Raw genomic sequence first — 19,924 nt, forward strand, 5'->3', positions numbered from 1 at the left:
TTACCGGTCTCCAGCCAGGGCTGTAATCCATCGAGCAGATTTCCTCATCTCCCTCTCCCATCGATGTTAACGTCATGTGTCGGGCAACCACCTACCGGATCACCAGCAAGTGTTTCGACCCGGCGCGAAACAGATCGAGCGCTATCGTGCCACTGGCGTTCTTTAACGCTGTCTCGAGTTCCGCCACGGTCGCGATAGGCCGGCGATTGGCAGCAACGATCACATCGCCCATGCGCAGACCGGCTCGGGCCGCAGCACTTCCATCTTCAACGCTGGAAACAACCACGTTGCCGGCCGCATCCTGGAACTCAGCGCCCTCAAGGCGAGCGGGCATGGCTCCAGGCTTGGCAATTGCCTTGTCCGGCTCGATGCGCATTGACACCGTATTGCGAACCCGATCGCGCAGAAGTTCGATTTCGACCTCCGATCCGACCTGAGCCAGGCCGACACGATTGCGGAGATCTGCCGAGCCCGTGATTTTCCGATTGTTGACGGCGATGATGACATCGCCAGCTCGAAGGCCCGCCTGTTCCGCGGGGGAATCTTTCTCAACGTTGCCGACGACGGCGCCGTAGCTTTCCTCGATGCTGAGCGCTTCGGCGAGGTCGGGCGTCAGGTCCTGGACGGAGATGCCGATCCGGCCGCGCCGCACTTCGCCATGCTCGATCAGTTGCTCCATCACCGCCGACGCCATTGCGATCGGAACCGCAAAGCCGATGCCGACATTGCCGCCGGTGGGCGCGATGATTGAGGTGTTGACGCCGACCAGCAGGCCGTCCGCGGTCACCAGTGCGCCTCCCGAGTTGCCGGGATTAATCGAAGCATCCGTCTGGATGAAATCCTCATAGCCCTCGACATTGATGCCGCCGCGGCCAAGGGCGCTGACGATACCGGAGGTGACGGTCTGGCCAAGGCCAAACGGATTGCCGATCGCAACAACGGGGTCGCCGACCCGCAGGGCGCCGGAATCGCCGAACGAGAGCGCCGTCAGCTTGTCCGCGTCGATCTTCAGCAACGCGATATCGGTTGCCTCGTCGCTGCCGACCAGTTCGGCCGTGAAGCGGCGGCGGTCCTTCAGGGTTACCGCAATCTCGCCGGCGTCCGCGACGACGTGGTGATTGGTGAGGATATAACCTTTGTTGGCATCAACGATGACGCCGGAGCCCGCACTCAGCCGTTGCTGCTGCTCAGGCGGATTGAAATAGCGGCGGAAGAAGGGATCGTTGTAAAGAGGATTGGTTTCGGCGGAAGCGCGAGACCTTACTGCAATGTTGACGACCGCCGGCGTGACGTCCTCCAAGACATCGGCGAGCGATGGTTGGGTGCTTGCCGACATCGCCGACTGCGGCTGCGCCGCCGGGAACGGCGCAGGAACCAGGATGAGGACGAGTGCGGCGAATACGCCGACATATTTCGACGAACGCGTGGTCATTTTTGGGCCCGAACTCTTAAATTCCTCCTTCGGTGCACGGGCGAGGCTTGGGTAAAGCCCCCCGGAGTCACGATTTTGGCTCCTGCCAAACCAGCACCAGTTCGACAAACGCCGCGCCGATTCAAGCGAAATGCATCCCTTACTTCACAAGTCTATCCAAAGCCCACGCCCCGTGGGGGCGCGGACCTATCATTGCAGTCAGAAGTCCATGCCGGCTGCCGGCATCGGCGGGAGCGGTACATCCGTCTTCGGCTTCTCGGCGACCATGGCCTCGGTGGTGATCAGCAGGCCGGCGACCGAGGCGGCGTCCTGCAGCGCGGTGCGAACGACCTTGACCGGGTCGATCACGCCCTGATCGTAAAGATCACCGAACTCGTTCGTTTGCGCGTTCCAGCCATAACCAAAATCGGTCTTCTCGCGCAGCTTGCCGACAATGATCGAGCCTTCGGCACCCGCGTTCTCGGCGATCTGGCGCACCGGCGCCTCGATCGCGCGGCGAACCAGGTCGATGCCGTGCCTCTGGTCGGCATTCTCGGTCTGAGTGTTGTCCAGTGCTTTGACAGCCCTCAGCAAAGCGACGCCTCCGCCGGGCAACACGCCCTCCTCGACGGCCGCCCGCGTGGCGTGCATGGCGTCGTCGACGCGGTCCTTGCGTTCCTTCACCTCAACCTCGGTCGAGCCGCCGACGCGGATGATGGCAACGCCGCCAGCAAGCTTGGCCAGCCGCTCCTGCAACTTCTCGCGATCGTAGTCCGACGTGGTTTCCTCGATCTGTGCCTTGATCTGGGCGACGCGGCCCTCAATCTCCGTCTTCGAGCCAGCGCCATCGACGATCGTGGTGTTGTCTTTTTCGACGACGACCTTCTTGGCGCGGCCAAGCATATTGAGGGTCACGTTCTCGAGCTTGATACCGAGATCTTCAGAGATTGCCGTGCCGCCAGTGAGGATCGCGATGTCCTCCAGCATCGCTTTGCGGCGGTCGCCGAAGCCCGGCGCTTTGACGGCAGCCACCTTCAGGCCGCCGCGCAGCTTGTTGACAACAAGCGTCGCCAGCGCCTCGCCTTCGACATCCTCGGCGATAATCAGCAGCGGCTTTCCAGATTGAACGACCGCTTCGAGAACCGGCAGCAATGTCTGCAGGTTCGAGAGCTTCTTTTCGTGGATCAGGATGTAGGGTTCCTCGAACTCAACCCGCATCTTCTCGGGGTTGGTGACGAAATACGGCGAGAGATAACCGCGGTCGAATTGCATGCCTTCGACGACTTCCAGCTCCGTCACCGCGGTCTTGGCTTCCTCGACGGTGATCACCCCCTCGTTACCGACCTTTTCCATCGCTTCTGCGAGGAAGCGGCCAATCTCGATGTCGCCATTGGCCGAGATGGTGCCAACCTGGGCGATCTCGTCGTTCCTGGTGACTTTGCGGGCGTTCCGCCGCAGTTCCTCGACCACGGCGTCGACTGCTTTGTCGATGCCGCGTTTCAAATCCATCGGGTTCATGCCCGACGCCACCGCCTTCGCCCCTTCCTTGACGATCGCCTGGGCGAGAACTGTCGCGGTGGTGGTGCCGTCACCAGCGATGTCGCTGGTCTTCGAGGCAACCTCCCGCACCATTTGCGCGCCCATATTCTCGAACTTGTCCTCAAGCTCGATCTCCTTGGCGACGGTGACGCCGTCCTTGGTGATGCGGGGCGCGCCGTATGACTTGTCGATCACCACGTTACGGCCCTTCGGACCGAGCGTAACCTTGACAGCATTGGCGAGGATGTCGACGCCGCGCAGCATCCTTTCGCGGGCGTCGGAATGGAATTTCACTTCCTTGGCAGCCATTTTTCTACTCCTTCCTCAGGCAGCATTCCTTGTCTGGCATGGGTCCGGATCGGCACTAGGCTGCGTTTCACGCCCATCACGTCCGATTCCTTCATAATCAGGACATCCTCGCCATTGAGCTTGATCTCGGTGCCCGACCATTTGCCGAACAGAATGCGATCACCCACTTTCACATCGAGCGGTCGCAACTGCCCGCTGTCGTCGCGCGCACCCGGTCCGGCGGCAACGACCTCACCTTCCTGTGGCTTTTCCTTCGCCGTATCTGGGATGATGATGCCGCCGGCCGTCTTTTCCTCGGCCTCGATGCGGCGAACCAGGATACGGTCATGCAATGGACGGAACGTCATCTCGCTCTCCTCATCGACAAACAGATTTTTCAACGGGTCCTCCGCGCCGCATTCGGAGCGACCGACGCGGGGCGCGCCGACCCTTTCGGCATCGCGCGCAAATCGATCTGGTTTTTGTCTTTTCGAGTTTCAAGAGGGGATCAGAAATTTTTTAGCACTCTACACCATCGAGTGCTACCGGCATGAATTCATGAGACTATTTCGCGGAGCCGCCGCTCGAAAACTCCTGCTCCCTCTTGACGGAAGGTATCGTGATCCCCACCTCATCCTTGTCGACGCCCTGGTGGGTCGACACCAGTCAGGGAGCCCCAAGCTTCTTGGCGCTCCCTCGTACCTATGTTGCTCTACGGAGGATGTAGCTATGAGAACAAACCTCGACTTTCCCCCTTCTACAGGTCGAGCATCGGCTTCGACCGCATCTTCGACCTGCTCGAAAACACGCCAGCCTCAACGCTGACAACGGGCCGCCCTATAACATCGTCAAACTGGGGGAAGATGCGTACCGCATCGCCATGGCAGTGGCGGGTTTCGCCGAGGACGAACTGACGATCACCCATGAAGCGAACATGCTCGTGGTCAACGGCGGGAAATCCGAGGATGAGGAGGTACAGTACCTCCATCACGGCCTCGCTCTACGGCCATTTGCGCGCAGATTCGAGCTAGCCGATCATGTCATCGTCGAGGGCGCAAAGCTCGAAAACGGGCTACTCGTTATCGATCTCAGGAAGGAAATGCCTGAGGAGATGAAGCCGCGTCGGATCGCCATCGAAAGCGAAATGACGAAGCCAGCTTCGAAGCAGATCCAAGGCGACAAGGCGGCGTGATTGAGAACATGCTGCTTGATCATCGCCGTTGCCAACAGGTGAAGGAAAGCAGCTTCGCCAAGGAGGAAGGAAGAAACGACGAAAGGATGAGCCATGAGTGTACGTGACCTGATCCCGTGGAGCCGTGGCAGCAGCCAGCTCCCGAACAGCTGTCGCGTGGCAAAAACCGATGACGTGGTTGACGGAACCCCTTGCGCGAGACAGACAATCCGGCCGCGCTGGCCGGAAGTTCGTGGAGCAGGTCAGCACCAGCCTGCCCCTGGCGATTGACATCACCTGCCCACGACCAAACATTGATCCCGTAGCACGCATTTTTCGCCCGTCACGCTCGTGATGACTTCGGCGCGCGTCTCCGGGCGACCTTGGCTGCTGGTATTCGAACGGCAAGCACCACCCGTCATCGACTATCTAATGGGCTACACTGGCGGGAGTGACACGCTGACTCTGGTTGAACTGCGTTTCCCAACCCGCGATGCCGCCATTGCCTACGCAAAGCTAAAGAAACTGAATTGCACCGTCGTAGACGACAGGAGCCGCCGTCCCTAGTTTGCGTTGATATCGCCGGCAAGCTCTACCATTCAATCCCCGTTGCTGCGCATCGGCGTATCGATCGGCATCGCCAATCCGGAAGAGCCCGCCGCTGAAGCGGCGGGCCGTGCTCTCCTTTTTCTCGAACATCCAGGTTCATGCGGGTTCCGCCGATATTCCCAGAGTGCCCAGGGTGACACGGCGGTGACGAGCACGCCGAGGATCGCATGGGTCCACATCGCGTTCATGTTCGACGCGAATTGAAGCAGCCAGGGCGAGACTCATCAGCCAGGAGAAGATGCGGCTCAACCGCACCACAGCCTAGCGCTCCTCCAGGCCTAAAAGCGGCCGCCGGAACAATAATGAAGCGAAAGCTGGCACCGCGCCGTATGAAGAAGGCATTCTTTCGAAGTGAACTGAATTCCCAGTCCGTATATCTCGACGGGCCGCCTCATATGAGAACCGCCCGTCGGAAAGCTGGCAAGGCTTTGAAGCAGGCACCAGATAGCTCCGTCAGATATCGTACCGCGAATCGAGCTCTCGCAGGGCAGACCGAACCTCATCGATTGAAACCGGCTCAGGCGTTCCTGGCATACGACGGAGTGCCGGCTTCGAATCTATCGCACAAAAGTCCGAAGCCCACGCGGCGAGAATGGCCCGTTTATCATCGACAGAAAGTGCAGGAGCCTTCACCACATCCATTGGACGTCGAAACGGCGACCAGTGAGATGCTAGAACTTCCGGTCCGATGTTTACGGCAGTTGCGGCAATCTGCTTAAACATATCGTCGATCATCGGTTCACCTCAGCTTACTTGCGGCTTCCTGCTCCACCTCGCATGAGTCGCCATGACGAGGTCAGTTTCCGGCGCCAGCAGATCGTGCTTTTCCGCGAAGGCGGCAAACAAGCCGCGTGCGGTCTCAGCTTCGATCTCGCCGCACAAGGCAGCGCGGCATGCCTTGAGCGCTACCGAATGCGGACCATCCCTGAGCGATATCGGCCACTCGACCAGATGGCGGTAAGCGTCCATCACGCTTCTCACTTCCGTCGGGAATCCAAGACCGACGAGAATACGCACAGGTTTCTTGAACATATCGGGTTTCATAACTCTCTCCTTTCCAACCCGGTGTGCCCATAGGCGCCATCGAAACGGCGCCCATATCCGATGTTTTCGTTTAGGCGGCGCTCTGGGCTTCGATCTGCGGCGCGGCGTCCGGCCGTCCAAGATCGGAACCGCTTTGAATGCTGACCTTGCGCGGTTTCAATGCCTCCGGAACCTCCCGGACGAGATCGATGGTCAGCAGACCATTGCTCAGTCCCGCTCCACGGACCGTGACATGGTCGGCGAGCTCGAAACGATGTTCGAACGGGCGGTGGGCGATGCCTCGGTGCAGATAGGCTTCGGACGGAGAATCCTGCTTCTTGCCAATAACGGTGAGAAGATTGGTCTGGAACGTCAGGTCCAGGTCGTCTTCGGCGAAACCGGCAACTGCAATCGAGATGCGGTAGCTGTCGTCACCCGTCTTGACAATGTCATAGGGCGGCCAATCGCTGGTCGAACGGTCGCGCTGGGCGTTTTCCAGAAGATTGAAGAGCCGGTCGAAGCCAACGCTCGATCGGAAGAGAGGCGTGTAGTCGTAAGATGTTGCCATAGCCATATCCTCCTGAAAGCAACATGGTATGGAGCGCCGAAAGACGGCGCTTCCAGCATTGCCAGCCCTGTTGTCAGCGGCTGGCGGCAAATAATCTGGTATTTGTGAAATCCGGCTTCAAGTGCCGCCTTGGAGAATTTTCGCAAATCTCAGTGCAGCTTGAACTCACCTCCAATACGGCGCCATTTGTTCGGCCTATAGCGAACGGAATGCAGCGAGCCGTCGAGATTGACTTGCCAGATTTCTGGTTGGCAGTCAGTGTTAGCGGCAGAAGGCTCAGATCGGCAAAATCTTGCGCAAGCGACGGAAGCCATCACATCGGACGCAGCCTATGTCGATAGATATCGCGACCATTAGACGTATTGCCCGCCTTGCTCGTCTCGCACTCAGCGAAGACGAGGCTGAAAAAATGTGTGGCGAGCTGAACGAAATCCTGACCTTCATCGAGCAGCTTTTGGAGGTTGATGTCGAAGGCATCGCTCCGATGACCTCGGTTGTGCCAACAACCATGAAAATGCGCCAGGACGTCGTGACCGAAAGCAATCATGCCGAAGAGATCGTGGCAAACGCTCCTCTCAGTGAGCGCAACTTCTTCCTGGTCCCCAAGATTCTCGAGTAAGCACGGACAGCCTCGGGCTTTGGAGCATTTCACGACCGGCGATCGCCGCCAAACGATGCGCCCCTTTGCGTGGCGCGTGTTAGCGTCTTGAGATTTCCGGCCCACATCCGATGCTTCGAAAGCTTGCCGATCTCGTTTGTGATCGAATGATGTGTCATGGCGAAGGTCCTGTCGTTTTGCACTATTTGTGTGGTTCACTCACCGCTAGACATGATGCCGCTATGGGCGGGGATGCAAACGAAAACGAAATGGTCGCCCGGCCCAGGGGCAAGAGTCCTGGGTGTCGCGCCCACTGCTGATGACAGTTGGGTTGTTTCCGCTGCCGGTCCAGGGTTCGGCATTTGCCCTGATTGCAGCCGGAGGACTCGAAATCGGCATGGCTGCTCCAAGGAAAGGCAGCAACGGTTAAGCTTCAGTGAGCCGCTGGCGGTGCGCACACCAGAACTGTCAACGACAAACGTTTACCGATCGACTTCCGACGAATCCTCCCCCTTATGCGCGCTCGATGCCCGCCGGCATGAGGGCCGTGTTGCGGTCGAAGTGTCGAACCTTCGGTGGTGCTCAGTGCGCATTCCAGTTAAGTCGGCCGCTGATTCCGAAACGAAGCCGGCCACCTATTCCCATCGCACCGGCTGTCGCCACTATCGCTCCGACCCGGCGATCTGCCGAAACGCGGCTGCGACCCGCACCGTCACCCGTCATGTCCGGGCCGATGAACGCGAGCGCACCGATGCCAACCGCCTGACGTCCTGGGGCAAGACGATCTACAAACGCCGCAAGGAGACGGTCGAGCGCTCGTTTGCCGACGCCAAGCAGCTTTACGATCATCGTTATGGTCCTGACCAAGGCCCCAAACCCAAGGCCCGGCGCCGCGACACACATACAAGCCGACGCAATCCACTCGACAGCGCAAACCCCAAAACAAAAAACCCGCCGAAACTATCGACGGGCTTGCCAGCAGTCTGGGCCCGCCGCTGAGGCGGCGGGCCATACTCCAATTCTCTATCATGCATGAGCATGCGGGTTCTGCCGATTGTCCCAAAGCGCCCAGGCCGACACGGCGGCGACGAGCACTCCAAGGACCACGTGGGTCCACATCGCGTTCATGTTCGCCGCGAATTGAAGCAGCCAGGGCGAGACGATCAGCCAGACCCCGAGCACCAGGCTCGACCACTCTTCCCACTCAGCAAACGCCGACAGCGCGGCAACCGCCAGAGCGGCGAGCAAGATTCCTACAATCCATGCGTTCCACGCCGGTATGGTTTCGCTGGCGAAGTCGAGCACCCAAGGTGAAACGAACAGGGCGACTGCGAGAACCAGATTGAGCCAATCCTGTGCTTTCTTGCTTTCCATCAGTCCATTTTCCATGACAACCTCCACGAATGAAGCTTGATCGACGGTGTTCTCGCGTGCTGTGCACGCTGCGCGCAACGATGTAATTTTGCGAAATACGATCTTCAAGAGCCACGATTATCTCCGTGGGCTGCAGCAACCACGACTCAGGCGATTGTGATCGACTGTCTCGGCAGATCGACGATCTTTGCGTAGGCGAACAGTGGCGGAACACACCCTTGGAGGAATGCCCGCGACGAAAATTGGATATGCGGTTGCCAATCCGCCGACGAGGGTGGGAATATTTCGGCGTGCTATCGGATCGCGGCAAAAGGTGGTTAACCAGCCGCCGCCGGGATAAACGTGGTGAGGTGCCTATGGTTCCTCGCACTCATGACGGTCACCGGATGTGCCGCCCTGACCGGAGCCGCTCGCTAAGCATTTCGTCGGCTGCTTCGGCGATGAGCCAGCCCTTTTCCAACTCGCCGGTCAGTTCGAAAGAGCGCGGCCATGCTCCCAGTTGCTTGAGATAAATTTCCATCAGCCGGTATCGAGAAGTGCATCCCAGAATCCGCGGTGCGCCATGGACCTTCGAGTTTGCAGCGTAGATGCAAAAATGCACGCACCACCCCTTGAACTCGCCGAGCCCCAAAATAAATCTTCTACGGGCGCCGGGAGAAGGCGCTTTCCTTGTTGAAAACCAACGAATTCAGTGAGGTAGAAATGCACACGAAGATGTTTGATCGACCAGTTTACCTGCGTGAAAGGAAGGATCTGGTCCTCGAAATCACAAACCTGGACGACGCGATCGATTTCCTCGAGGAATGGGCCAAGGGAGATCGCGATATCATCCATGACGCGACGCTGAAGACCTGCTACCTGGCACATGACGGCCACAAGCCAGTTCAGGTGGCGCGCGATGCGCTCCGCTCATTTGCGCACAGGAAGGGCATCCTTGTGAAAGCTCCTGCGGTCTTGCCCTGGATGATCAAGGCCAAACCGGGCGGCGGTCGAGTACACCCGTAAACCGGCCTTCGGGAGTGAGGGCCGCGCTCGCGGCCTCTCTAGTTAGCGCGATAGGCAGCGCTTGTTGCGTGGTTTTCAAGGTAGGCTGGCGCGGGCAGGCAGTGAGCCTGCCCGCGAATCCGCTTTCCTCCATGGAAGTCAGCGATAGCGCAGGGCATCAACCAGCAGCGCGAAGGCAGGCGATGCCAAGGCGGCTCGTACAGTAGAGATGATATCCAGGAAACGAGGGACACCAGTTCGCTAGCACCTGGATCAACGTCCTTTCTTCACGAGCGGACTCAGGTGGTCGCACGGCAGGCAGGTAGGACGTGCCCGTCGAGGGCGGCGTCGAAACGACTTGGTTTTGCGGAAACTGATTTTCAAGAGCCCGATTGTCTCTGTGATAGGCCAGCCGACCATGAGTGACGAGATCCACGCCCCGCACCCTCTGTCCGCACGGTGGCCCAGGGGCCGTAAAGGCGAACGCGGGCCTGACACGATCAACCGAAACGCCCGGACGGCGAATTGTTCCGGTGCGCCGCAGCGAATGCTCGAAAGCTGGGGCACTAAGAAGTGCCCCAGCCCAGCCATTCTAGGCAAGCGAGCGTTGGCCGCCGGTACCTGTCTTCGCTCCGGGCGGTCCATCCGCGCCTATCGACATGCCCGCGTCTCGGCAGGCGTCCATAAAAGCTTCGCGCGCGATGGCGACTGGCGTCATTCGGTTTAGAGCACGGCGGCACGTTTGAACCGCCCGATTGTATTTTCTGCCGCGATAGATGGCCCAATCCCCTTCGAGGAAGTCGAGCACGTCGTTGACAGAAGCGAAGACCTGGGACGCCCCGTCCTTCCTGTGAACGGTAACGGGAGTCATCCAAACCAATTCCGGGTTGAGCATGATGTCCTCCTTTCGCATTCAAGCCGGATGAAAAAGAAGTGAAGAAAATATCGGCGCGGACAGAGCGGATTTCAAGACTTCCAAACACGATCGACGTCGACTGACCATCCGAAAGCAGATCGAGGCCTGCCTCAACACTCTGGGTTCACGGCGTAGGCGCGGGGTATCCTTTCCACCGCCTTGACAGTCGACATCTTCGCACAGAAGAACCGGTCGGGAGGAACCCTGACGAAGGAAGCCCACCATGACCACCACGGACGATCAGCGCCGTGCTGGTCGTCGAGGACGAAGGGATAGGCTGGAATGGCGAAGGAGATGCGAAGGGGACCGGCTGGCCAGCAAGATCGTTCGCGCGATGGCGGCGAATCTTGGAAGCATCGTGCGCTACGAGCCCTATCCGCTGGCACGCGCGCAGGCCTTGAATTTTCCCCGTGATTGATCTCGTTCCGGGGTGGACTCGGCCCCGGCACTCGTCTCGCTCACACGTCTTCACACGGCATGACGGCCATATTTGTTGGAGGCTGGCATCACGACAGGGAACCGGTCTTCAAGTGGACCGTCTGCTTTTCCAAGCCCTCGTGGCTCCTGTGACTTTCGATGCCGTCATGGATGCGCTTCGCCGGCTCGATGAATTCTGGGCCCCGAGGCCTCGACCGACCTCTTTTCAAACGAGAAGCGTCGATGACGAAGCTTCTGACTCGAAACGAGGAGACGAACCTTAGCCAGTTGAACTGTTGGCTGGCGGCGAAGGCCGACCTTCCAATGAGGTTTCCCGCCAATCGGGCATCGCTGAGGGGGTGAATTTCGGCACGAATTTTCCGGCATGGCGCTCCGTCATGACTTCGGCTCGCGTCGGTAACCGAGGCGGCTGTTGTTTGAACGCGCCCTTCTTTAACCCTTCGTACGCTGGTCCAGGTCGAGCTTAAATTCCCCTGACGGGCGGCGGCCTTCACCGAGAGGCAAGAGCCCGAACGGCGCATCCACCAGAACGGCCTCGCCCGAGCGCTCGATCACGTCCCCGCGAGCCACGGAGAGGCTGATCGAGGTACTGCCCAGTAAGCGATCAAAGTGCAGAAGCCAGGCCGCTCGTTTCGGTGAGATCAGAGGCCGCCCGAGCAAAGAATGATCTATTCTCAAGCAACGTCGGCCCTTGAAACGCGCGTTTTGCTCACCTACCTCATTTTTGCCGGATGCCCCACTCGGGTCCTGGCACGGGAACGATGGTCCACTCATGCGTTGGACCGGGTTCGGTTCATATCGCGCAAGGAGGATATGGTCCGGCGTCTGCCCGACCCCCGCCTTTTTGCGTTAGCGCGCTGTGCGATCGACCGTCTCGGTCTTCTCATCGTCTCGTCCCGACCGCCTCCGATCCATTCGGTCTCCGGAATGCACGTGCTTGGCACGTCGCAAACAACATGGCTGATTAGGAAACGAAGGAGGATGCACATGCTGGTATCGGATTTTGGCCGCATCGGGTTCGACCCGTTTCTGGAAATGCGGCGCATGCAGCAGGAATTGAATCAGCGCTTGTCCGGCATGACAACCAAAGCCGCCCAGGAGTTTCCGCCCATCAACCTCTGGATGGGTGAGGACAGCGTGGCAGTGACTGCTGAGTTGCCTGGGATCGCGCCTGACGATGTCGATCTCACAGTTCGCGAGAACACGCTGACATTGACGGGCGAACGCGGATCCCCGGCGGAGGGCGAGAAATGCGTCTGGCACCGGCGCGAGCGAGTGTACGGAAACTTCTCTCGAACGGTGCAATTGCCCTTCCGCGTCGATCCGGAACAGGTCGAGGCGCGTTTCGCCAATGGGCTACTCGAAGTCGAACTGCACCGGCCGGAGACGGATCGGCCGAAGAAGATCCAGATCAAAGGATAAGGAGGGCAAACATGGCTCAGGAACTGAAAACGACCGAACGCCGGGCCCCAAGCAAGCTTGACGGTGGCGAACGGACCCAGTCGCGCCCGGTGTTAGTCCCGCGCACCGATATCTATGAGACAGAGGACAATGTCGTTCTTCTGGTCGATATGCCCGGCGTCGCCTCGGAGGGTGTCGACATCACGCTCGAGAAGCGGACGCTGGCGATTTGCGGCTATGCGACGGCCCAGCATCATGAGAACTATCGCCAAATCTACGCCGAGTATGGCGCGGGCAATTATGAGCGCGTCTTCACTTTGTCCGAGGATATCGATCGGGACAGTATCGAGGCATCGCAGAAGAACGGCGTCCTGCGTCTGGTCTTGCCGAAAGCCGCGCCGGCCAAGGCGAGAAAGATCCAGCTGAAGATGGCGTAATTCGTCCGGAGAAAGGAGGTTGACCATGCAGATCAGAGACCTGATTCCCTGGGGCAACAACAAGGCAAGCGAAATCGCGAAGCGAGACGAAGAAAATCCCGTGTTTTCTCTGCAGCGCGATGTGAACCGCATCTTCGATGATTTCTGGAAGCGGTTCGATCAACCGTTCGGCGCTTTTGGGCGCTGGGATGCCAACGGACCACCAACGGATATCGCCGAAACCGAGAGTGCGCTCGAGGTTTCGGTGGAACTTCCTGGAATCGATCAGAAGGACGTCGATGTCTCCCTAATGGACAGCGCGCTCACGATCAAGGGAGAAAAGAAGAGTGAGCAGGAAGAGAGCAAGAAGGGCTATCACTTGTCGGAACGCTCATACGGGTCGTTCTACCGCTCGATCCCGCTTCCGTCGGGCGTCGACACGGACAAGGCCAACGCCCAATTCAAGAACGGCGTCCTGACCGTGACGGTTCCAAAAACGAAGGAAGCGCTGTCGCGTGTGAGGAAGATCGAGGTGAAGGCGACCTGACATCGTCTTCGCAATCGTGAGATGCGGCGGAGGAAATCCGTCGCATCTCTTACTATTACTGCCTGAGTCTCGTCTGTGAATAAGCCATGAGCGAAGCTCGGGCGCGGGCGAGATCTTCGCGGGCGACGGTCAGCATCTCGTCTGCTGTATCCAGAGCCGCGAAAGCACCCGCAGTCGGATTGGTCCGTTCCGCAGTGATGCGAACCCAGGCCCGATCGATTTCAGCAAGAGCCGCGCGACATTCGCGATCGCTCGTTCAATGGCATCGTAAAGAGCAATCTCTTCTTCGGAGACTATTCGCGAATTGTCACCGGTCATCGAACTTTTTCCGGCCACACCGGTCCATTGTGGATGCTCGAATGGCAAAACTACCACCAAGACCGCTCGTTTTAAACAGTCAGCGTGGCCACGATGGGATCGAAAATGGGTGGGAAACGCCGAACCAGTGGACGCCGATGGACGTGTGCTCGAGGCATCAAGGATGATAGTCGCGTCCATGGAAACTGCTCATGAACGTGTGTTCACTGCCAATTCTCCCCTCTGCGTTCAACATCAGTGCGGCGCTTACCGTCGTCATAGCGCTGGTGCGGATTCCGACCTGAAGCCGGCCGCCATTCCGATCAAGGACCGGCAACCATTCCGATTTGAAGCCGGCCACCGTTCCAATCAAAGACCGGCCAGTTTCCGGCACTGAACATTACCCCCTGGGTCAGCAACTTTGGCATCAAATGGACCACGACAAACGTGGAGATTTTGATGCCGGCAAAGAGAAGGCTGACCATGAGACAGTTACGACAGATGCTGCGGCTTGCCGGAAGCGGGACCAGCTCCCGCGAGATTGCGGTCGTATTGGGAATAGCGCGCAGTACGGTGCAGGATAATCTGCAGCGCGCAGCTGCGGTTGGATTGAGCTGGCCGTTGCCGGGCGAGCTGACTGACGATGCGCTTGCGAACAAGCTCTTCAGTCGCAACGGCGTCAAACGGGGCACGAGAAGACGCATCGAGCCGAACTGGGCCGATCTTGCCGTCGAGCTCAAAAAGCCAGGCGTCACCCTGCTCATCTTGTGGGAGGAGTATCGTGGGTCGCATCCCGAAGGTTACGGCTATTCCCGCTTTTGTGAGCTCATTAGAGGCTTCGAGCAGCGGCTTTCGCCGACGATGCGCCAGGAGCATGCGGCCGGCGACAAGGTCTTCGTGGACTATTCCGGCAAGAAGATCCCGATCGTTGATCGCAAGACCGGCGAGATCCGCGAGGCGGAGATCTTCGTGGCGGTGCTCGGAGCCTCCAGCTTCACCTATGCTGAAGCGACCTGGACGCAAACACTCCCCGACTGGATTGGCTCGCATGTGCGGATGTTTCGTTTCTTCGGCGGCGTTCCCCGGCTGATCGTTCCCGATTACGTGCCCGGGCACGTAATCGGGCTTTTGTGTCCCGAACGGTTATGTGGCCCGCAGCCTGTTGATCCAACCGTTGTCGTTGACGGCGGGCACATAACAATCAGAGGCCAGCGAGCCATTCGAGAAGTTTTGGTTCGCTCTGCCAGACTGGTCTTCGGGGCGGTCCCACCGAAGAAGTCGAAGGCACCTGGCAGGCCTCAAGCGCCTCCTGCTTCATCCTGATGTTGATCTCGGCATATCGGTTGGTTGTATCCAAGCTGACGTGGCCAAGCCAACCTCTTATGACGTTCACGTCGACGCCGGATTCGAGTAGATGCACGGCCGTCGTGTGTCTCCAAACATGCGGAGAAATGGGCCTGTGTCCGTTGCCGATGCGAAGGTCCAAACCATGACGCCGGACGAGCTTGTACAGGCCGAATCGCGTCAGCGGCTTGCCGACGTTGCTGAGGAATACCGGAGTTGCTGGCGCGGCCGGCTGGCGTCGGTCACGCAGCATCTCGCCAAGTAGGCGGGCGGTCTCGGGCCATAGTGGGCAGGTCCGCCACTTATCGCCCTTGCCGTGCAGGTTCACCCGCGGCGAGGAGATCAAAACCAGCTGATCGATGGTCAGTCCGACGACTTCCGATGCGCGGGCCCCAGTATTGTACAGGAACATGAGCAGCGCCTTGTCGCGGGTGGCCAGCCTCCCGTCGCGCGGCAGGCCGTCGAAGAGCCGTTCGACCTCGTCGCGTTCGAGATAATAGGTGGCCGCCGGCTGCGTACGCTTCCTCGGGATGGCGGCGACGCGCTCGGCCTCCGGCAGTACCATCGGCTCCTGGCCACCGGCATAGGCGAAGAAACCGTGCAACATTGCGAGCCGGTGGTTCCGTGATCGGATGCTGTTGCCGCGCTCGGCTTCAAGATGGGCGAGAAAGGCCCGCACATTGTCGGCGCTGAGATCGGTCAGCCCGAGCTTGCTGACAGGGCGCCGGTTCTTCCTGGCCAGAAAGAGAAGGAACAACCGGATCCCGTCACGGTAGCTCCGGATCGAGGTCGGGGCCAGACCCTTCTCGGCTTTGAGATGGTGCTCGAAGAACTGATAGACGAGACTGCCGACGGTCGTCATGGCCGGCCTCCACTTGATATTGGCAAGGCGAAGCGTTCGAAGCGCTGACCGGCGGCCTCCATCAGATCGGTGGTGATCGTCAGATAAACGGCTGTGGAAGCGGGATCCACGTGCCCCATGAAGGTCGACAGCTTGACCAGCTTGTCGGTGGGATTGCTTCCGTCGCGATACCATCGCAGAAGTCGCCCGACCGCAAAGCTGTGCCGTAGATCATGCACGTGAGCCGGCGTTCCTCCTGGCGGGATCGCGATGTTCAGCTCCGCCGCGAGCGAATGAAAAATGATGCTGATTGTGCCCGGGTTCACGGGCCGGCCTTTCGTGAAAGAAAACAGCGGTGTGTCGGCCGCAACCGAAGCCAGGTGCTGCGATCGCAACGCCATGAACGCATAGAGTCGCTGTGCCAGTTGCGGCCCCATGGGAATGAGCCTCGACTTGGAAAACTTCGTCCCGCGGATGGTGAGGACATCACGATTGCGATCGACATCCCGCCAGCGCAGGCGCGCAACCTCGCCGACGCGCAGACCAAGCCCGAACAGCAGGCTGAATATGGTGGCATAGGCGGGACCGCGAAGCAGAGCGTTGTTCCGATCCGCGAGTTCGGCGGCGCGATCGATGAGTTGTTGGGCAGTCCGCAGATCCAGGATGCAGGGCGGTCTTGGATTACCTCGGCGGCGCGGCTTCATCGTGACGGGAGAGCGATCGATAACGTCGTGTTCGACCATCCACTCGAACAGCCGGCCGACGACACCGATAAGATGGTTGAAGCTTCGCGGCCGAGAGCGCGGACGGCTCAGGAAGAAAGCATCGAGGAGCGCCGGGGTGATCTCCGCGAGGGTCTTGATCTCCTGCGCGCTCAGATAGCCGTCGAGCATCCGCAGCACCTTGTCTTCGACGTCGTAGCGCCGGTTGAGCGCGCGCTTGTGACGAACGAAAGCGACGATGTGGGGCGCGATCGGGCTCGAAGGCTCGGGAAGACGGGGGCTCATTGCAGATCCTCCCCATCACCCAGAGCCACTTCACGCAAGCCATCGACCTGGACCTTGGCGTAGATCATCGTGGAAGAGGCCGAGCGATGCCCGACATAATCGCCGATGGTCTTGAGCGGAAAGCCGTTGTCCACCAGCCTCTGGACGCAAGCATGTCGCAACGTATGGGAACCGGGCCGGGCCACGGGAATGCCCGCCCTATGCAGATACTTGCTGGTCATGGCCGACACCGCGGCCTGCGTCAGTGGCGATCGCGGCGCTAGGTATCGCCAGAAGATCTGTCGGCCCTGCACATCAGGCCGCCCATTCTTCAGATAGTCGATGATCGCCTCGCCGATGACGGGGGCCAGCGGATAAGCAGTGCTATGATCGGCCTTGCGCTCCCGCACGTGTAATCGATCACGCTTCCAATCGAGGTCGTCGAGCGTCAACATCGCGACCTCGCGGGCGCGTAGGCCATATGTGATCATCAGCAACAGCATGGCGTAATCGCGCCGGCCAACGACGGTGCGGCGATCGACCTGATCGAGCATCTTCTGGACGGAATCCCAACTGATCGATCGGGGTATGTCGGCCAGCCGATAATGCTGGGGCACCTCGACCTGCTTGCTGATGTCGCGTTGCAGGAGGCCTTCTCTGTTCGCATATCGAAGGAAAACGCGCAGCGTGCTCGCAATGCTCACCATCGCCCTGGGACCGAAATCCTGGGCCATCGTCGTGATGTATCCCGTGACCACGGGCAATGACAGCGCCGCGAGCTCGCATCCAACGTCCTGGAGATATCGTTCGAACCGGCGCAGATAGTGCCTATAGTGGGAAATCGAACTCGGACGCAGGCCGCGTTCTTCACGAAGATGGTCGAAGAATCCTGGCGCCTGGGTAGCGAAAGGGATCGGCCAAGCTGTTCTACGGCTGGTGGTATCCGACTTTGAGACGACCTGGCTGAAGAAATGCCGGACAATGCCCCCGACGAAGTTGCGTTCGCGTCGACACGCATCAGCGGATCGATCGGCGCGACGAGCAGATAGCCAGTCGACAGAGAATGCTTCAACGAGTGCTTCCGCCTGGTCGGTCTGGGCGACGTTGCGTGCTGCAGTGAAATCCGCGAACGCAGTCAAGATCGGGACGCGCCGATAGATGCTGCGAACCGCGTAACCCTGCTCACAAAGCGCCGTCACATATTGGTCAATCTGCGGCCCAAGCCAGCAACCCATGATCCGGTCGACGGTCTGCGGCTTGACGAAAAAGCGGTCCAACATGGCAACCTCCATTCCAAAGTAGGGAACCGGAGGATGCGCTTCTGTTGCTGCCGCAAAGAGATGTGCCGTCTTTAGCCCACAGGAATCTCTAACGTCAGTACCTTACCGACGGTAAGCCACATAACCGTTCGGGACACAAAATCCCGACAATCTGAAGTCAGGCGTCAGTCGCGCCAGCTTCTACGATCCTGAGATCAACCGCAGTTACGGCATGATGGCCTCCCACTATGGCGTCGGCGTTCTTCCGGCACGGCCGAGACGCCCGAAGGACAAATCGAAGTCGAGAACGGTGTCCGTTTCGCCCAGTCCTGCGTTTTGGGACGTCTGCGCAATCACACTTTCTTCTCGCTTGCTGAAGCCAATGCCGCCATTGGCCAGGCACTTGACCGCATCAATGATCACGTCATGCGCCGGTTGGGCGTCAGCCGCCGCCAATTGTTTGAGAGTGTCGAGCGCGCCGCGCTCGCCAGCCTTCCGGGCGAAGACTACGAATTCGCCGAATGGCGTTTGGTCCGCGTGTCGACCGACTACCACGTCGAGTTCAAAACCTTCCTCTATTCCGTGCCGCATAATCTTATTCGCCAGCAGGTCGATCTGAGGGCGACAGCACGCACCATCGAGATCTTTCATCGCGGCAAGCGCGTCGCCGTACATCAGCGCCGCTATGGCGGTGCTCGCCATGGAACTGATCCGGATCACATGCCCAGTTCCCATCGGCGATATGCCGAATGGACACCGGATCGCTTTCGGCGCTGGGCCGCATCCATTGGGCCGCAGACCGAAGGGTTGGTCATCGCAATCCTTTCCAGCCGTCCGCATCCCGAACAGGGCTTTCGAACATGTCTGGGTGTCCTGCGCCTGTTTCGCGACATCGAACCCAATCGTGCCGAAGCCGTATCAGCGCGCGCCGTCGAGATCGGAGGGCTGAACTGCAAGAGCATTGCCTCGCTCCTGGCCAACCACAAAGCCGCACGCCATTCCACCGAACCGACCGCCATTGTCGATCACGCCAATCTGCGTGGCCCTGACTACTTTCATTGAGGAGACAAACCTATGCTGATCAATCCCACCATCGACAGGCTGCGCGAACTCGGCCTTCACGGCATGGCCACGGCCTTCCAGGAGCTCGACGCACAATCCGAGGCGCGCGGCCTCGAGCATGGAGAATGGCTTGCCATACTGCTCGAACAAGAGACTACCATGCGCCGACAGAAGCGCTTCGAAGCCCGCGCCAGAGCTGCCAAGCTGCGTCATGATGCGCAGATCGAGAATGCCGACTTTCGTGCCGCACGTGGGCTCGACCGCAACCTGTTCATGACGCTTGCCGGCTGCGACTGGACCCGCAAGCATCACAGTCTCCTCATCACCGGGCCGGCCGGTGTCGGCAAGAGTTGGCTTGCCTGCGCCTTGGGCCACAAGGCGTGCCGCGAGGATTTCTCCGTCGCCTATCATCGCGTTCCCAGGCTGTTTGCCACGCTCGCCCTCGCAAGGGGCGACGGCAGATATGGCCGTATCCTCAAATCGCTAGCCAAGACCGACCTGCTTATCCTTGATGACTGGGGACCGGAAAAGCTCAACGACGATCAGCGGCGCGATCTCCTCGAGATCATCGAAGACCGTTATGAGCGTCGCTCGACGATCGTCACCAGTCAGGTGCCGCTGGATCGCTGGTGGGAGATCATCGCAAACCCCACGCTCGCCGACGCCATACTGGATCGCCTCGTTCACAGCGCCTATCGCATCGATCTCACAGGCGAAAGCATGAGAAAACAGCGCGCCCCGGCGCTGCCTGAAACACCGCAAGCTTGACGTCAAACAAAACCAGATCCAAACATCAAAAAGACCCAGGATCAGTCCGAGAAATGGCCGCCTTCAAATCGGAACGCCGGCCGG

The 19,924-nt window shown here is 59.5% G+C and carries 22 protein-coding genes and 6 pseudogenes; 13 read left to right on the forward strand and 15 right to left on the reverse strand.

All coding sequences use genetic code 11. The features are described 5' to 3' along the window. Positions 1 to 91 precede the first annotated feature (91 nt). The 3 genes from LPJGGPFB_RS26080 to LPJGGPFB_RS26090 form a co-directional block, all read right to left on the reverse strand. Entirely contained in the window at positions 92 to 1,432 is a 1,341-nt protein-coding gene (locus LPJGGPFB_RS26080; RefSeq protein ID WP_173422807.1) for a Do family serine endopeptidase, read from the reverse strand. Positions 1,433 to 1,630: 198 nt separating this feature from the next. Continuing rightward, positions 1,631 to 3,259: a chaperonin GroEL gene (gene groL / locus LPJGGPFB_RS26085; protein ID WP_173422808.1), complete on the reverse strand. Its 1,629-nt coding sequence runs from the start codon at positions 3,257 to 3,259 to the stop codon at positions 1,631 to 1,633. After that, positions 3,241 to 3,606, reverse strand: coding sequence for a co-chaperone GroES (locus LPJGGPFB_RS26090; protein ID WP_234903093.1), 366 nt, complete (start codon positions 3,604 to 3,606; stop codon positions 3,241 to 3,243). The genes groL and LPJGGPFB_RS26090 overlap by 19 nt, the downstream gene beginning before the upstream one ends. Before the next feature lie 361 nt (positions 3,607 to 3,967). Between LPJGGPFB_RS26090 and LPJGGPFB_RS26095 the strand changes: the two are divergent. Beyond that, positions 3,968 to 4,430: pseudogene (locus LPJGGPFB_RS26095) on the forward strand (Hsp20 family protein). Positions 4,431 to 4,763: 333 nt separating this feature from the next. After that, complete coding sequence (locus LPJGGPFB_RS33335; protein ID WP_234903053.1) at positions 4,764 to 4,976, forward strand: NADH dehydrogenase ubiquinone Fe-S protein 4; 213 nt, start codon at positions 4,764 to 4,766, stop codon at positions 4,974 to 4,976. Between the two features lie 140 nt (positions 4,977 to 5,116). On the opposite strand, the pseudogene LPJGGPFB_RS33340 reads toward LPJGGPFB_RS33335, so the two are convergent. The 5 genes and pseudogenes from LPJGGPFB_RS33340 to LPJGGPFB_RS33345 form a co-directional block, all read right to left on the reverse strand. Then, positions 5,117 to 5,239, reverse strand: a pseudogene (locus tag LPJGGPFB_RS33340) (SPW repeat protein); the annotation flags it as partial. A gap of 232 nt (positions 5,240 to 5,471) precedes the next feature. Continuing rightward, positions 5,472 to 5,753, reverse strand: a complete 282-nt coding sequence (locus LPJGGPFB_RS26110; RefSeq protein WP_173422809.1) for a hypothetical protein — start codon at positions 5,751 to 5,753, stop codon at positions 5,472 to 5,474. Positions 5,754 to 5,762: 9 nt separating this feature from the next. Beyond that, on the reverse strand, positions 5,763 to 6,062 hold the full coding sequence (locus LPJGGPFB_RS26115; protein WP_173422810.1) for a DUF982 domain-containing protein: 300 nt from the start codon (positions 6,060 to 6,062) through the stop codon (positions 5,763 to 5,765). 70 nt (positions 6,063 to 6,132) lie between these two features. Beyond that, positions 6,133 to 6,609, reverse strand: coding sequence for an Hsp20 family protein (locus LPJGGPFB_RS26120; RefSeq protein ID WP_173422811.1), 477 nt, complete (start codon positions 6,607 to 6,609; stop codon positions 6,133 to 6,135). A 149-nt stretch (positions 6,610 to 6,758) separates the two neighbouring features. Next, positions 6,759 to 6,854, reverse strand: a pseudogene (locus tag LPJGGPFB_RS33345) (protein usg); the annotation flags it as partial. Between the two features lie 86 nt (positions 6,855 to 6,940). Between LPJGGPFB_RS33345 and gatC the strand changes: the two are divergent. The 3 genes and pseudogenes from gatC to LPJGGPFB_RS26135 all read left to right on the forward strand — a co-directional run. Then, positions 6,941 to 7,228, forward strand: coding sequence for an Asp-tRNA(Asn)/Glu-tRNA(Gln) amidotransferase subunit GatC (gene gatC, locus LPJGGPFB_RS26125; RefSeq protein ID WP_173422812.1), 288 nt, complete (start codon positions 6,941 to 6,943; stop codon positions 7,226 to 7,228). A 231-nt stretch (positions 7,229 to 7,459) separates the two neighbouring features. Next, positions 7,460 to 7,730: pseudogene (locus tag LPJGGPFB_RS26130) on the forward strand (ISL3 family transposase); the annotation flags it as partial. Between the two features lie 122 nt (positions 7,731 to 7,852). Next, positions 7,853 to 8,062, forward strand: a pseudogene (locus tag LPJGGPFB_RS26135) (transposase); the annotation flags it as partial. 171 nt (positions 8,063 to 8,233) lie between these two features. Here the strand turns inward: LPJGGPFB_RS26135 and LPJGGPFB_RS26140 are convergent. Together LPJGGPFB_RS26140 and LPJGGPFB_RS26145 are read right to left on the reverse strand one after the other, a co-directional pair. Then, positions 8,234 to 8,596 (reverse strand): SPW repeat protein, encoded by a 363-nt coding sequence (locus tag LPJGGPFB_RS26140; protein WP_173422813.1) that lies wholly within the window; start codon positions 8,594 to 8,596, stop codon positions 8,234 to 8,236. Positions 8,597 to 8,960: 364 nt separating this feature from the next. Further along, positions 8,961 to 9,212, reverse strand: coding sequence for a hypothetical protein (locus LPJGGPFB_RS26145; RefSeq protein WP_173422814.1), 252 nt, complete (start codon positions 9,210 to 9,212; stop codon positions 8,961 to 8,963). A gap of 71 nt (positions 9,213 to 9,283) precedes the next feature. Between LPJGGPFB_RS26145 and LPJGGPFB_RS26150 the strand changes: the two genes are divergently transcribed. Beyond that, positions 9,284 to 9,586 carry a DUF982 domain-containing protein gene (locus tag LPJGGPFB_RS26150; protein WP_173422942.1) on the forward strand — a complete coding sequence of 101 codons (303 nt, stop codon included), beginning with the start codon at positions 9,284 to 9,286 and terminating at the stop codon, positions 9,584 to 9,586. Positions 9,587 to 10,157: 571 nt separating this feature from the next. On the opposite strand, the gene LPJGGPFB_RS26155 is transcribed toward LPJGGPFB_RS26150, so the two are convergent. Then, positions 10,158 to 10,460: a DUF982 domain-containing protein gene (locus LPJGGPFB_RS26155; RefSeq protein WP_234903055.1), complete on the reverse strand. Its 303-nt coding sequence runs from the start codon at positions 10,458 to 10,460 to the stop codon at positions 10,158 to 10,160. Between the two features lie 244 nt (positions 10,461 to 10,704). Here LPJGGPFB_RS26155 and LPJGGPFB_RS26160 point away from each other — a divergent pair, with 244 nt between their 5' ends. The 4 genes from LPJGGPFB_RS26160 (at position 10,705) to LPJGGPFB_RS26175 (ending at position 13,283) form a co-directional block, all read left to right on the forward strand. Then, on the forward strand, positions 10,705 to 10,899 hold the full coding sequence (locus LPJGGPFB_RS26160; RefSeq protein WP_173422816.1) for a hypothetical protein: 195 nt from the start codon (positions 10,705 to 10,707) through the stop codon (positions 10,897 to 10,899). A gap of 1,007 nt (positions 10,900 to 11,906) precedes the next feature. Beyond that, positions 11,907 to 12,341: an Hsp20/alpha crystallin family protein gene (locus tag LPJGGPFB_RS26165; protein ID WP_173422817.1), complete on the forward strand. Its 435-nt coding sequence runs from the start codon at positions 11,907 to 11,909 to the stop codon at positions 12,339 to 12,341. A gap of 11 nt (positions 12,342 to 12,352) precedes the next feature. Beyond that, a complete protein-coding gene (locus LPJGGPFB_RS26170; protein ID WP_173422818.1) occupies positions 12,353 to 12,757 on the forward strand; it encodes an Hsp20/alpha crystallin family protein in 405 nt (134 codons plus the stop codon). 25 nt (positions 12,758 to 12,782) lie between these two features. After that, positions 12,783 to 13,283 carry an Hsp20/alpha crystallin family protein gene (locus LPJGGPFB_RS26175; RefSeq protein ID WP_173422819.1) on the forward strand — a complete coding sequence of 167 codons (501 nt, stop codon included), beginning with the start codon at positions 12,783 to 12,785 and terminating at the stop codon, positions 13,281 to 13,283. A gap of 1,498 nt (positions 13,284 to 14,781) precedes the next feature. Here the strand turns inward: LPJGGPFB_RS26175 and LPJGGPFB_RS26185 are convergent. The 4 genes from LPJGGPFB_RS26185 to LPJGGPFB_RS33795 all read right to left on the reverse strand — a co-directional run bounded on the left by LPJGGPFB_RS26185 (position 14,782) and on the right by LPJGGPFB_RS33795 (position 18,433). Further along, the gene (locus tag LPJGGPFB_RS26185) at positions 14,782 to 15,786 is read right to left on the reverse strand and encodes a tyrosine-type recombinase/integrase (RefSeq protein ID WP_234903056.1); all 1,005 of its coding nucleotides are present in this window, start codon (positions 15,784 to 15,786) and stop codon (positions 14,782 to 14,784) included. After that, complete coding sequence (locus LPJGGPFB_RS26190; RefSeq protein WP_234903057.1) at positions 15,783 to 16,658, reverse strand: tyrosine-type recombinase/integrase; 876 nt, start codon at positions 16,656 to 16,658, stop codon at positions 15,783 to 15,785. Before LPJGGPFB_RS26190 ends, LPJGGPFB_RS26185 begins: the two co-directional genes overlap by 4 nt. A gap of 110 nt (positions 16,659 to 16,768) precedes the next feature. Beyond that, on the reverse strand, positions 16,769 to 18,031 hold the full coding sequence (locus tag LPJGGPFB_RS26195) for a tyrosine-type recombinase/integrase (RefSeq protein ID WP_173422821.1): 1,263 nt from the start codon (positions 18,029 to 18,031) through the stop codon (positions 16,769 to 16,771). 225 nt (positions 18,032 to 18,256) lie between these two features. After that, positions 18,257 to 18,433 carry a hypothetical protein gene (locus LPJGGPFB_RS33795; protein WP_427858458.1) on the reverse strand — a complete coding sequence of 59 codons (177 nt, stop codon included), beginning with the start codon at positions 18,431 to 18,433 and terminating at the stop codon, positions 18,257 to 18,259. A 3-nt stretch (positions 18,434 to 18,436) separates the two neighbouring features. Here LPJGGPFB_RS33795 and LPJGGPFB_RS33800 point away from each other — a divergent pair. From LPJGGPFB_RS33800 to istB, 3 genes and pseudogenes are all read left to right on the forward strand, one after another. After that, positions 18,437 to 18,649, forward strand: a pseudogene (locus LPJGGPFB_RS33800) (Mu transposase domain-containing protein); the annotation flags it as partial. An 81-nt stretch (positions 18,650 to 18,730) separates the two neighbouring features. Continuing rightward, a complete protein-coding gene (locus LPJGGPFB_RS33360; protein WP_234903059.1) occupies positions 18,731 to 19,072 on the forward strand; it encodes a hypothetical protein in 342 nt (113 codons plus the stop codon). 12 nt (positions 19,073 to 19,084) lie between these two features. Next, the gene (gene istB, locus LPJGGPFB_RS26205; protein WP_173422822.1) at positions 19,085 to 19,840 is read left to right on the forward strand and encodes an IS21-like element helper ATPase IstB; all 756 of its coding nucleotides are present in this window, start codon (positions 19,085 to 19,087) and stop codon (positions 19,838 to 19,840) included. Positions 19,841 to 19,924 lie beyond the last annotated feature (84 nt).

This window comes from Ensifer adhaerens, assembly GCF_013283195.1.
Taxonomy (GTDB): domain Bacteria; phylum Pseudomonadota; class Alphaproteobacteria; order Rhizobiales; family Rhizobiaceae; genus Ensifer; species Ensifer adhaerens_G.

Coding starts and splice junctions, on each gene's coding strand:
- LPJGGPFB_RS26080 (WP_173422807.1), bottom strand. CDS start 1,432: ATGACCACGCGTTCGTCGAAATATGTCGGCGTATTCGCCGCACTCGTC.
- groL (WP_173422808.1), bottom strand. CDS start 3,259: ATGGCTGCCAAGGAAGTGAAATTCCATTCCGACGCCCGCGAAAGGATG.
- LPJGGPFB_RS26090 (WP_234903093.1), bottom strand. CDS start 3,606: ATGACGTTCCGTCCATTGCATGACCGTATCCTGGTTCGCCGCATCGAG.
- LPJGGPFB_RS33335 (WP_234903053.1), top strand. CDS start 4,764: ATGACTTCGGCGCGCGTCTCCGGGCGACCTTGGCTGCTGGTATTCGAA.
- LPJGGPFB_RS26110 (WP_173422809.1), bottom strand. CDS start 5,753: ATGATCGACGATATGTTTAAGCAGATTGCCGCAACTGCCGTAAACATC.
- LPJGGPFB_RS26115 (WP_173422810.1), bottom strand. CDS start 6,062: ATGAAACCCGATATGTTCAAGAAACCTGTGCGTATTCTCGTCGGTCTT.
- LPJGGPFB_RS26120 (WP_173422811.1), bottom strand. CDS start 6,609: ATGGCAACATCTTACGACTACACGCCTCTCTTCCGATCGAGCGTTGGC.
- gatC (WP_173422812.1), top strand. CDS start 6,941: ATGTCGATAGATATCGCGACCATTAGACGTATTGCCCGCCTTGCTCGT.
- LPJGGPFB_RS26140 (WP_173422813.1), bottom strand. CDS start 8,596: ATGGAAAATGGACTGATGGAAAGCAAGAAAGCACAGGATTGGCTCAAT.
- LPJGGPFB_RS26150 (WP_173422942.1), top strand. CDS start 9,284: ATGCACACGAAGATGTTTGATCGACCAGTTTACCTGCGTGAAAGGAAG.
- LPJGGPFB_RS26155 (WP_234903055.1), bottom strand. CDS start 10,460: ATGCTCAACCCGGAATTGGTTTGGATGACTCCCGTTACCGTTCACAGG.
- LPJGGPFB_RS26160 (WP_173422816.1), top strand. CDS start 10,705: ATGACCACCACGGACGATCAGCGCCGTGCTGGTCGTCGAGGACGAAGG.
- LPJGGPFB_RS26165 (WP_173422817.1), top strand. CDS start 11,907: ATGCTGGTATCGGATTTTGGCCGCATCGGGTTCGACCCGTTTCTGGAA.
- LPJGGPFB_RS26170 (WP_173422818.1), top strand. CDS start 12,353: ATGGCTCAGGAACTGAAAACGACCGAACGCCGGGCCCCAAGCAAGCTT.
- LPJGGPFB_RS26175 (WP_173422819.1), top strand. CDS start 12,783: ATGCAGATCAGAGACCTGATTCCCTGGGGCAACAACAAGGCAAGCGAA.
- LPJGGPFB_RS26185 (WP_234903056.1), bottom strand. CDS start 15,786: ATGACGACCGTCGGCAGTCTCGTCTATCAGTTCTTCGAGCACCATCTC.
- LPJGGPFB_RS26190 (WP_234903057.1), bottom strand. CDS start 16,658: ATGCTCGACGGCTATCTGAGCGCGCAGGAGATCAAGACCCTCGCGGAG.
- LPJGGPFB_RS26195 (WP_173422821.1), bottom strand. CDS start 18,031: ATGTTGGACCGCTTTTTCGTCAAGCCGCAGACCGTCGACCGGATCATG.
- LPJGGPFB_RS33360 (WP_234903059.1), top strand. CDS start 18,731: ATGCCCAGTTCCCATCGGCGATATGCCGAATGGACACCGGATCGCTTT.
- istB (WP_173422822.1), top strand. CDS start 19,085: ATGCTGATCAATCCCACCATCGACAGGCTGCGCGAACTCGGCCTTCAC.